The organism is Streptomyces sp. NPDC002499 (assembly GCF_053595415.1).
This window is the reverse complement of record NZ_JBSFXO010000002.1, coordinates 330,454-342,330: the sequence shown is the minus strand read 5'-3', so window position 1 is coordinate 342,330 and position 11,877 is coordinate 330,454. Positions and strand designations below refer to the sequence as shown.

The 11,877-nt window shown below is 68.2% G+C and carries 6 protein-coding genes; 1 reads left to right on the top strand and 5 read right to left on the bottom strand.

The genetic code is table 11. The annotated features are described in order from the left end of the window. Positions 1-139: 139 nt before the first annotated feature. From ACWD5F_RS06190 to ACWD5F_RS06170, 5 genes are all read right to left on the bottom strand, one after another. Complete coding sequence (locus ACWD5F_RS06190) at positions 140-964, bottom strand: lectin (RefSeq protein ID WP_451251574.1); 825 nt, start codon at positions 962-964, stop codon at positions 140-142. Positions 965-1,111: 147 nt separating this feature from the next. After that, positions 1,112-2,146: a Gfo/Idh/MocA family protein gene (locus ACWD5F_RS06185; RefSeq protein ID WP_451251572.1), complete on the bottom strand. Its 1,035-nt coding sequence runs from the start codon at positions 2,144-2,146 to the stop codon at positions 1,112-1,114. Positions 2,147-2,279: 133 nt separating this feature from the next. Next, positions 2,280-5,966, bottom strand: coding sequence for a S8 family serine peptidase (locus ACWD5F_RS06180; protein ID WP_451251570.1), 3,687 nt, complete (start codon positions 5,964-5,966; stop codon positions 2,280-2,282). 379 nt (positions 5,967-6,345) lie between these two features. After that, positions 6,346-9,024: a glycosyl hydrolase family 95 catalytic domain-containing protein gene (locus ACWD5F_RS06175; protein ID WP_451251568.1), complete on the bottom strand. Its 2,679-nt coding sequence runs from the start codon at positions 9,022-9,024 to the stop codon at positions 6,346-6,348. Between the two features lie 314 nt (positions 9,025-9,338). Further along, complete coding sequence (locus tag ACWD5F_RS06170) at positions 9,339-10,673, bottom strand: glycoside hydrolase family 16 protein (protein ID WP_451251566.1); 1,335 nt, start codon at positions 10,671-10,673, stop codon at positions 9,339-9,341. A gap of 320 nt (positions 10,674-10,993) precedes the next feature. Between ACWD5F_RS06170 and ACWD5F_RS06165 the strand changes: the two genes are divergently transcribed. Continuing rightward, entirely contained in the window at positions 10,994-11,722 is a 729-nt protein-coding gene (locus tag ACWD5F_RS06165; protein ID WP_451251564.1) for a response regulator, read from the top strand. Positions 11,723-11,877: the final 155 nt, after the last annotated feature.

Below are 11,877 nucleotides of genomic sequence, written 5' to 3'. Positions count from 1 at the left end.
GAAGGTGAGCACGAGCCAGACCAGTGATCTGTGTCCGTGACGGACGTTCGCGAAGTGGGGAGTGGACACGAGTGCGAGCTCCTCGGGGGTGGGGGACAAGCGGGGGCTTGGAGGGTCGTGCGGAGGGCGGACCGGGGTGTCAGTTCAGGACGGTCTGCGTGACGACGATGTGACCGGCATCGGGATTGAGGACCCCGCCCAGACGACCGAACGCGCCGTCGGTCAGGTCGAGGCACTTGGGTTCCTGCGGGGTCTGGGCGAACGTGCCGCGGTCGTTGATGCGTACGGTCAGGGAACGGCCGTTGGCGACATTGGTGACCAGGACGCGGGTGCCGAACGGCAGTTGGGGCTGCCGTGAGAGCGAGGTGGCCGCCGTGTCGGCGTTGTTGTCGAAGACCTCGCCGCTGGCCGTCAGGGCACCCGCGGGCTGAGGGCCGTAGTGGGTGGCCCAGCACTGCTCCTGGCCGCCGCCCGAGGAGGCGGGGGCGTTCCACTTCTGGTTCGCCGCGCCCGTGCACGTCCAGATCTGGGCCCTGGCACCGTTGGCCGACGAATTGCCGGTGACGTCAAGGCACTTGTTCGCCGCCGGATTGACGATGTCGCGGGCCGCTGTCACGGTCCACCGCTGGTTCGACCCGCCCGTGCAGGTCCACAGCTGGAGTTGTGCGCCGTCGGCGGTCGAGTTGCCGGTGACGTCAAGGCACTTGCCCAGTGCGCGGATTGTGCCGTCCGCGTTGACGTCCCACTGCTGGGCGCCGGTTCCGTTGCAGTCGTAGAGCTGGACGGCGGTGCCGTCGGCGGAGCTCGCGCCCGCGACATCGAGGCACTTGTTGGCGAGACCGGTGATCTGCCCGGTGGCCGCCGCTGCCGGCGCGGTGGCCAGAGCGGTGGCGAACAGGGCGAGCAGTGCACCGAGGGTCAGGCTTCGCAGGACTAGGAGCGGCGTGGTACGACGAGCGGCCATAGGTGGGGTAGCTGCCTTTCGTGCCGGACTGCGCGCCTGCCAGTCGGAACCTCAACTGGCAGCGCGCAAGCGGAACTTGACGCCCGTAACGTAAAGGTCTATACCAAGCCCGTCAAGCGTTAAACATCACGGTGGCTCGCAGTGGTCCTAGGAGGGGCCGGACTCGCCGCGCGGTGGCAGACCGGCCGCGCGGTAGATGTCGTCGATGATGCTCATGGTCACGACGGCGTCCCTGGCCGACGTGAGCACCGGGCCACTGTCGAGGACCGCCGAGGCGAATGCGGACAACTGGCAGGCGTAGCTTGAAGGTTGCCGGGCCACCCGCTCGCGACGCAGCGTACGTCGACCGGTGTCGCGCGGACCGCGGATGGTCAACCGGTGGTAGAGCTGCGGCATCAGGAAGTTGGTGACCACCAGCTCGCCCTTCGATCCGATCGCTCGCGCCCGGATCGACAACACCCGCCGCGACCACATCGACGCGCGGAGGTGCCCGGTCGCTCCACCGGGAAAGACGAGTTCGGCCTCCATGGCGCGGTCGACACGACGGTCCTTGCGCAGCGTCGCCATCTGCGCGGCCGTCACCGTCGGGGTCTCACCTCCGAGGAGTCGGGCGACGTGCACGGTGTAGCAGCCCGCGTCCATGGTGGCGCCGCCCGCCAGGCCGTAGTCGTAGCGGATGTCGCCGAAGCGGGGGAGCGGGAAGCACACCTCCGCCTCGACATGGCGCAGTTCGCCCAACTCCCCGCTCCGCACGATCTCCTGCATGCGCGCGGCCAGCGCGTGGTGACGGTAGTGGAAGGCCTCCATCACCACCAGGCCGCTGCGCGCGTGGGCGGCGTCAGCGGCATCGGCGACCCGTTCGGCCTCGGCGCGGTTGGCGGTGAACGGCTTCTCGCACAGGACGTGTTTGCCCGCGTCGATGGCCTTGAGCATCCATTCCGCGTGCAAGCCGTTCGGCAACGGCACGTAGACGGCGTCGATCTGCGGATCGGCAAGCAGCGCTTCGTAGTTGGGATGCACTACGGGAACGTCGTGCTTGCGGGCGAAGGCCTCGGCACGTGGCCTGCTGCGGGCCGCGACAGCGGTCACCGTGATTCGGGGATGGCTGCTCGCGGGCTTGATCAGCGCACTCGGCGCGATGGCCGCTGCTCCGACGAGGCCGACACGGAGGTTGGTGGTCATGGGGGTGAGTGTGGCGCACCACCTGGATGTCTCTGTCGGCAGGTCCAGGGTGCGAGCCGCAGGTGAGCGCCGTGACCGTCCCTTCGGCAGGAGATCGGGGTCCGCCTCGCGTGGGGCGAGGCGGACCCCTTCATCACTTCAGACCCACCGCACGCGTGATTGTCTGCTCGACCTTGTTGCCCGCGGTGTCACGGGCGTTGACGCGCAGCGACACGAAGGAGGCGTGGCGAGGTGCGTCGATCCTGAAAGACCCGTCATGCCGCGACGGCAGCCGTTGCCACGTGCGGCCGTCGTCGTACGAGGCATCCACCCGGGGCGTGCCGGTGTGCCCCGCGCCCACCGCACCGGTGAGCTGCTCGATCCCGACCGTGAACCGGGTCTCGCGGCCTGCCCGGCCCGCCTTGTCCGTGGCGAGCGTCCACTTCGGCTGGAGCAGCGGCAGCACGTCCTGCCCGTCCCCGTGCGGCGCTCGCGACGTGAAGGTCCACTCCGTGGTCGTCGCCGACGAGTAAGGGCTGTACGAGGCATCCCGGCTGGTGTCCACCACCAGTCGGTACGGCAGGGCGTCCGCGGACGGGGCGGTCGCGCCGACGATCGTGCCGGTGCCCTGCGCGAGCCGTGTGGATCCCTGATACAGCGCCAGCGTCTCCTTGCTGCGGTCGTAGTCCATCGACATGCCGACGCGGTCACCGCCGCCGTAGCCCGGGATGTCGAAGCTGAGCCGGCTGCCGCTGCGCGTGGGCGGCCGGTAGTTGTCGTTGAGGTAGGGGCGGGCCACCGGCTTGAACCACTCCTGCGCGTCGGTACTGCCCGGCCGGTAGGAGGTGCGCGGTGCGATCTCGTACAACAGGCCGTCCACGTAGGCCTCTTGCCCCCATCGGTAGGCGCCCTCCGTGGAAACCCAGTCGGTGCGCTCGCTGTTGACCGGCAGTCGCATGGTCGTCCCGATGCCCCATTCGGAATACGTGGGCCAGTCGAAGCGGAACTCCCCGCCACCGCGCGTGGGATCGGGACTGACGAAGGTCTCGTCGACCCGGGCGAGGTTTCGTGCGGAGCCCTGGACGAACAGGTCACGCGGCACCTCGTTGTGCCAGGTGCGCATCAGGTCGTACACGTACGGAGTCGTCGTGGACGATTCGACCGACACCGTCGCCCCACGGGCCTGGGCCTGGCGGGCCAGGCGATCGCCCTCGTCCGGACTGAGCAGCCCCACGTCCACCGAGGCGGGCTCGGCCGGGTCGTCGCTGTAGTCGAGGTACTGGCGTCCCTTCCGGTCGTTCACCACCAGCAGCAGCCTGGCTCCGGCGCGTGCGGCGGCCGACGCCTGGGCCGCGTCGCCGACATCGGCGGTACGTCGTACCACCACCGCGGCACCGCGGGCCGACAGCCCTTGGTACGAGGCGTCCGTGCCGTCGCCCGCGTAGACCAGCGGGAGGCGGTGACGTCCCGTCGGTAGCGGGGTCACCCGGTGCTGGCGCAGGACGTCCGAGAACGCGCCGCTCCGCGTGGCGACGGTGAGCGCGGGCTTCTCCTTGCGCCAGCGGGCACCCAGGTAGAAGTCGCCGTGGCGGACCTTGCCGGCCAGGGGCTGCGCCCACAGGCTGTCGTAGGAGGTCTGCGTCTCCATGAAGTCGCGCCAACTGGCTCCGCCCATGGAGCGGTTGTACTCCAGGCGCTGATAGGTGGCCTCTGTCGGCTGCGGCGTCGTCATCTCGACCCGTGTCGCCTTCGAGGCGTCCAAGGTGACCGTGCGGTCGCGGTCGAGCGCCACGTCCGGGTCTCCGAGCAGCGCCATGCCCAGTGAACGCGGTCCGTGTACGCCTTCTACGTCCTTGAAGGACAGCACGGAGTACACGGTGTCCGGCAGGTAGGCCTGTGCGGTGCCGGAGGCGTCGACGAGGTAGAAGTCGGGCTGGTACTGACCGGACTGGAGCACCTCCACCACGCCCGACATCGGCTTTCCGTGCCCGTCCTTCAGGACGAGGGTCAGCCTGTGCGTGATGTCACCGAGGCCGACGGCGGTGTGTGCGACGGTGCTTCCGTCCGGGCGGGCCGCGAGGATCTGGGCGCTGAACCGGCCGCTGTCGACGGTCGACGGGTCGACGGCGACGGAGACCTGCGCGGTGCCGTGCGCCGGGACGACGACACGGCCGGCCGAGAGCCGGAACAGGCCGTCCGGTGCGCCGGAGGCGGCCACCGACAGGTCGAGCGCGATCGGGGCGGCGGCGAGGTTGGTGTACGTGACCGGACGGCTCACCGATCCGGCCTGCTCCCGGCCCACGGACACGGCGGCGGTGGCGAACAGAGTGGAGTCCACGGAAGCCGCCGCGTCCACCCGGCCGCTGCCCGCCTGGAACGCGTCGTACTCGGGTGTCCGCGCGGACGTGCTCGTCAGGAGGTCCTTGACCTGGGAGCCGGTCAGTTCCGGGTGGGCGGCAAGGGCCAGTGCGGCCGCACCGGCCACATGCGGAGTCGCCATCGAGGTGCCGCTGAGCGTCTGGTAGTCGCCTTCGCCTTCCGGGGCGAGGTGCGAACGCGCGGCGAGGATGTCGACACCCGGTGCCGAGATCTCGGGTTTGAGGGCGCCGTCGCCGACGCGCGGACCTTGGCTGGAGAAGAAGGCAACGTTGTCATCGCCGTCCACGGCGCCGACCGTGAGAGCCGAGTCGGCCGCACCGGGTCCGCTGATGGCGCCCGGCGCGCCGGCATTGCCCGCGGCCACCACGAACAGCGCGCCGGTCTGCGCGCTCAGCCGATTCACGGCGACGCTCTCCGGGTCGGTGCCGTCCGAGGGGGAGTCGGTGCCGAGGCTCATGTTGACGACGCTGGCGTGCTGTTCGACCGCCGCCCATTCCATGCCCGCGAGCACCCAGGAGTCCTGCCCCGAGCCGTCGTCGCCGAGGACCTTGCCGATGTGCAGCGCGGCCCCGGGCGCCACGCCCCGCTCCTTGCCGCCGGATGCCGCACCGTCGCCCGCGACGGTGGAGGCGACGTGTGTGCCGTGTCCGTTGCGGTCCTCGACGTCCTGGCCGGGAACGAAGCTCCTGGTGGTGGCGATGGAGTGGGACAGATCGGGGTGAGCGGTGTCGATTCCGGTGTCGAGCACCGCCACGTCGATGCCCTGTCCGGTGTCCCCGCCCGACCAGACCTCGGGGGCGCCGATCTGGGAGGTGCTCTCGGAGAGGTCGGCGTGGACTTTGCCGTCGAGCCAGACCCGTGTGACGCCCGCGCGGAAGTCGGGCGTGGACGGCGCACGGAGCGCGGGTCCCGGGGAGGCGGACGGCGCGGTGATGGCGGCCCAGAAGTCGCCGGCGTCCTCGTGGGACTCGGTGAGGGCGGCACCCTGGACGCTGTCGAGGCTGCGCCGCACGGTGACTCCCGGCAGCGAGGACCGTGCGCGCAACGCGGAAGCGCTGCCGTCGGTGGCCACGATCAGGGGGAGGTCGTCCCGGTGGGCGTCGTCGTAGCCGTCGCTGATGAGCTGGGTGACGTCGAACAGGCGCCGGTCCAGCACCTTTTGACCGACGTAGGGGAGGGCCGCGTCGGGATAGACGTAGAGATGACCTCCCGCCTCGATGACCCTGGCCCGTGCGGGAGAGCCGTCGGGGCCTTTCACCGTCACCGTTCCGCCGTCGCCGGTGCCGCGGGTGGTGACGACGGCACCGGTGATGAGGGTGACCGTGTGAGTGCCCTCGGGCACGTGCGGGGTGGGCGCGGGCGCCGCTGCGGCCGCCGTGCCCGAAGGGATGGACGTGGACAGGGCCAGGAGCGACAGCGCGGTGATGACCGGGCCGCGCCGAGGTCTGTGACGTGGATTCAACGGAGTGTCATGTCCGATCGTGATCTAGGGACGGTGGTCCCATGGATGAGTGGCCGCCCTGCGGAGTCTGTGGGTCCGCTGAGGGTGATCGCGATGAAGATACGGTCACGCCGCAGAGGTTGTGAGCAGTTGGTGACCCACGTCACATTGACCCACCGGCGTGCACCCGACCTGCGGTTCTCGACCGTGAACAGACCCTGTGAACCCGGGAGTTGAGGGTGCGGCACGTACCGCGCGGACAACGGGAGGGCTCCTGATTGGCGATGGTGAACCGCCACGAAAGTCCGAACGACGCGTCGGCGCGGGCGTGTTCAGGGGGCACCGGGTGGACGGCCTCCGGTCGAACCGGAGACCGTCCACGGTGGACGAGGCGGCGGACCTACGGTGTGATGCGCAGGGCGTCCACCATCCCCACCGAGGTACTTCGGTTGACGATACGGATGGTGTGCGTGCCCCGCGTCAGCCCGGTGCGCTGCCACACGGTCTGCTGCACCTGGCGCGCGCCGGTCACCCGCAGGTCCACCGTCGCCTGAAGGGTGCCGTCCAGGTAGACGTCGACGGGTCCCATGTCTCCGTTGCGTTCGGAGAGGTAGGCGACTCCCGTCCCGGTGAACGTGTACTGGGCCACGGCGTTCACCGTCGTGCTGTGGTGGGTGTCGTCGTTGTAGTCGCCGTAGCCGCGTCCGCTGGTGGCGTGCCAGTTGCTGTCGTAGGTCAACTGGGTGTTGTTCACCATGGGGTTGGGGGCCTGGGCCATGCCCAGGGTTGAGCTGGTGCCGCTGAGGCTCTTCTCGCTCTGGTTCGCGGACCCGGTGAGTCGTACGGGGGTGTAGGAGGACAGCGGCTTCGCGGTGCGCTCCACCACGTACACCGCGCCGGAGGTCGTCGCGAGGTCGAACTCGGCGGCGCTGGTGGTGAGTACGGTGGCGCCGTCGGAGACCCGACGGACCCTGAGCTGTTGGGTGCCCCACGGGTTCACGACCCGTGTCGAGTTGCCAAACTGGCTCTTGATCCCGATGTACTTCACCTCGCCGGCCTCACGCTCCGAACTGACCGTGAAACCACCCTTGGCCAGCAGGGTGAACCGCCCGACGAAAGAGGAGTCGGTCGGCGGTGCGGGGAAGACCCGGATCTTGTCGTTGTAGGACTGGAGGAGCGACTCGTTGAGGGCCGTGAGATGCACCCCGAGGTACTCGAAGACGCCGTTGGTGTTGTCGGTCATGCCGTTGGGATAGGTCTGGTACTTGCGGAGCATCGTCTTCATGCCCTGGTAGGCCTGGTCACCGAGCCCCAACCGGGCTGCCTGCACGGCGTCGTTGGCCCACACGTTGTCGTACGGGAAGGGCCGCGCGTTGAAGGTGTTCACGGCCTTCTGCTGGTCCGGGAAGCCGATGCCGGTCCGGTCGTAGGGCCAGATGATCTCGCTGGCGACGTTCTCCCCGTTGCGGGTCTGCGCGAGCGGCGGGGTATGCGGCAGGTAGACGTCCGCGGTGGACGGATACGCGATCAGGTTGTCCACGATCCGCTGCCACTGGGGGCGCAAGTCGGCGTCCACACCGAGGGATTGGGACGTTCGGATGGCGAGGGGGAACAGCGTGCGCACCGCCGCGAGGTCGGTGATCGCGTTCGGCACGTTCCAGTACGTCTCGTGCGCGTTCGAGGTCGCCACGTAGTACTTGCCCGCCGAGTCGACGGAGAGCTTCGCCGCGTAGAACTTCACCACGTCCCGCATGAAGGGGTAGACGGTGTCCCGCAGATAGGCGGAGTCATTGGTGTACGCGTACTGGAGATACATGTTGTACGCGGCCTCGGTGCCCGTCGACCAGATGTTCTTGGTGTAGTCGCTGTTGACCGTGCCGCGGGCGTTGCCGTCCCAGCCCATGGTCTCCGGCACCCACAGTCCGTCGACGTTGTACCGGGTTCGCGTGTACGCCTTGAGCGCCGTCGCGTTGCGGCTGTAGAGCCGGTTGAAGCCGGCCAGCAGGTCGGCGTGGTTGGAGGCGAGGAAGGAGTTGTACACATCGCGCTGGTTCCAGTACCAGTAGGCGTTGCTCCACTTGGTCTGGTCACCCGTGGCGCGGAAGACGCCGTTGATGAAGTGGAACGGGTTCGTCCCGTACCCGCCGGCGGCGATCATGTAGGTGCTCAGGTAGTAGACGTTCTCCAGGTAGTCCGCGTCGCCGGACAAGCCCGAGTACTGCACGAACGACTTGCCCCAGAAGTCGTGCCACCAATTGCGGAAGTCGCTGAGCGTCGCGCTGTAGCCACGGCTCTTGGCCGCTGCCAGCGCGCGTTTGGCCTGGGCCACCGAGTCGTGCGAGGGCGCGTTGAGCCGGCTGCTCGCGGTGAACCAGATGGTGTAGCTGCTGGAGGGTGTGATCGTCAGCCGGACGGTACGGCCGTCGACGACTCGTGCGGTGTACGGCGTGCCCTCCACCGACGCGGCGAGCGTGTAGCCGAAGTTCTGTGCGTCGGTCTGCCCGCGGCTCAGTCCGGCCCCCGTGGAATCGGCGTAAGTCGCCACCGTCTTCCAGGTGTTGAGATCGGGGACATCCCCGCTGTTGCCCAACTGCGAGGTGTCCCACAGGCTCAGGTCGAGGGTGACCGCGGAGACTCCGGAGCGTGAGTCCTCCACGTGGACACCCATCACCTCGGAGTTCGGCGCGCCCATCACGGTCACCGTGCGGTTGGCGTCGTACTTGGTGGTCAGAGTGCCGTCGTACAGCGACAGGCGTTGCTGGTAGGTGCTGTAGCCGCTCTCCAGGGCGGGGGAGGTGGAGAGGTTGAGCAACCCCGCGCCGAACGCGGTCTGTTGTGAGGTGTCCACTCCGGAGACCTGCATGGTCAGCCCATTGTTCTGCCACGCCATGGCCCCTGTGCGGCCGTTGCCCACGGTCAACCCGTGGAGCGGGTTGGTGGTGGGCCGGTTGTAGACGAGGTCGTGCTTGGACAGGTAGGCGGCGCGGTCCACGTTCAGTTCTCCGGTGGTGGAGTTGAACGCTGCGTCCGTCGGAGCCGCCACAGCGGGGGTCGAGAGACCTACCGCCGTTCCGCTCATGATGCAGACGGCTGCGAGTAAAGCTCGGACGAGTCTTCGTTGTCTCATCGAGTGCCCTCCCTGTTGGTCATGGGTCTTGAATGATCCGATGACTTGCAGCGGGACAGGTCGTTGAGTCGCAGACCTTGGATACCGCAAAATCTGCGCCTGGCAGGGGTGATCCGTTATCGACATGTCCGCGTCACTTGCAGTGAACATCGGATGTCTGGCTCGGTCAACACTCTCTGCGGGATCTGGTCATCAGGGGTGCGCGGGGGAGGGACTGATGAGGATTCAGGTTCCCGGGCCGGTATGGGGGGCCGGCCCGGGGGGTCTCACTGAACGTACGTGTAGTGCGGACTGTCGTACTGAGGGCCGTTCTTCTCGTAGGTGAACCAGTACGTCAGGGTGGAGCCGGTGGCGATGCTGACGTTCTGTGTCCAGGTGCCACCGTTGTTGGTCATGCGGAAGTTCTGCTGGTTGGCGCCGTTGATGAGGTAGTGCACATCGACATAGGCAGCGGGCGTTGTCGGGTGGAACGTGATCTGCGCCTGACTGGCGCTCACCCGCGTCACGCCCGCGGTGTAGTCCGGCGTCTGGGTGCTCCCGCCGGTGGTTCCGCCGGTCGTGGTTCCGCCGGTCGTCGTACTGCCGGTGGTACCGCCGGTCGTCGTGCCGCCGGTCGTGGTCCCGCCCGGACTCTGCTGGTAGACCGCGAACCAGTCGACGCTCATGGCGGCACCGGAAGTGATGCTGCCCGCCTGGGCGGCAGAGTTGCAGCCGCAGACCTTGTCGGGGTAGGAACCGGCGATCGCGAGGTCGAAGATGGCCATGAAACCGTGGTCGATCGCGGCCTGCCAGGTGGGTACGGAGACCTGGTTCTCATTGACGGTGAAGGTCAGATTGCCGTCGAGGTAGAAGCGCAGCTGCTCCGCGGAGGTGTTGGTGCGGTCGATGATCGCCGAGTAGGTGTGGTAGCTGGTCTGGCAGCCCGCGCACGGCTGAAGATCGCTGGTGATGCCGTCGGGATCGTGGCACTCGCCCGCCCACACTCCGCAGTGGAAGGTGGTGGAGTGCTTGCTCAGGGCATTGACGTCCTCCATGATGTCGAACTCGCCGATACTGGGCCAGTTGGTCGCGCCGACCGGGCGGGCGGCCCCGCCCATCGCCCAGAACGCGGGCCAATAGCCCAGTCCGTTCTGCGGGTTGGGCTGGAGGATGGACGCGCTCATCTGGAGCTGTCCGCCGGCGGGGGCGGCGAAGTCGGTGCGCTGGGTCTCGATGCGCCCGGAGGTCCAGTGGCCCGACCCGTCCCGGATCGCGCGGATGACCAGGTGGCCCTGCCCGTCCTGGTACACGTTGTTGGTGGAGTCGGTGGCCGTCTCGATTTCGCCCGTTCCCCAGTTTGGCGCTCCTCCGGCGTATCCGGTGCCCAGGTCGTACAGCCAGTTGGTCCGGTTCAGCGCGCTGCCGGACGAGCCGGTGAAGTCGTCCGAGAAGAGGGTGGTCCAGCCTGCCGGAGGAGCCGGTACGGCCGCCGAGGCGCTGCCGCCGGTGCCGACCAGGCCTACGAGCACACCGATGACCAGCAGCAATGCGCTGCCGAGAGCGAAGAGGATGGTTCTCTGATTGCCTGCCGGCGTACTGGCCGGCGGTGAGGTGGTACTCATCGCATGGTTCTCCCTGTCGACGTTCGTGGAACGCGGGGACCAGCTGCCCTGAGAGCTGCTGGATGAGAGCGCTCTCAGGGCGTGTCGCAAGCAGGAGTGTCCGGCGCGACCGTTTATGCGTCAATGGCTTCAACGTGATCGACTGAGGACAGGCGATCTGGCGACGCTAGATGGAGCCTCGAAAAAGGTCCGAACCAAGGGCAGTTGAGCTGTGGACACGCCTCGGGCGAGCGGACGGCCGCAGCCTCGCCGCCGCTGAGCTGCGGTTATGCGATGAAGGCGGCAGGAGAGAACCTCCGTCGCCACGAGTGCGGTTCTGGATGTCCTTCGCCGAACTCGCAGGGCGACTTCAGGAGTTGAAGACGAAGGCGCGGCGCCGCGCGCCGGATGCGGCCGTCGACCATGCGGGCAGGTTCATTGAGAAGGTCCCGCGACAGACAGGCATCGGGGAGGCGGCCGACGGCATGGAGGCTGTACGCCTCGCGGAACGGCTGCGCCCCGACGTGATTCTGATGGACCTCCGCATGCCGCGACTCGACGGGATCGAGGCCACCCGCCGCATCCTCAACTCCCTGCCCTCGACGCGTGTGCTGATGCTGACCACGTTCGACGACGACGCCGACGTATACGGTGCGTTGCGCGCCGGGGCGGTGGGATACCTCCTCAAGGACGGTGCCCCCGACGCGATGATCGACGCGGTGCGCAGGGCCGTCCAGGGCGAACCGCCGCTGGCTCCCGCCGTGCCGGCCCGTGTCCTTGAGCGTGCGGTCCAGGCCCACAGCGACACCTCGGCGCGTGCCGGGGACAATGCGCGGACCACACGCGGCGATTCCCTGACCGAGCGAGAGCGAGAGGTGCTCGCCCTGGTGGGTGCCGGTCACTCCAACGCGGAGATCGGTGCGGCGCTGCACCTCGGAGTGACGACCGTCAAGTCACACATCGGTGCCATCACGCGGAAACTGGATCTGCGAAACCGGGTTCAGGCAGCGGTCGTTGCGCATCGGCTCGGTCTGGTGGACGACGAATTCCGTCCGGTCGGAAGCGACTGACGGGTGTTTCGTTCATTAAGTTCGCAACCTCAACTCGATGCGCCCACGATGGCTCTTCCACGGGGTAGGCGACGTTGCTGAGCTGCGCTTTTCGACCGCACGAACGGTCAGCGGAGCAGACCGTCAAAAGGCCTTGCTTTCAAGAGGCGAAGGCA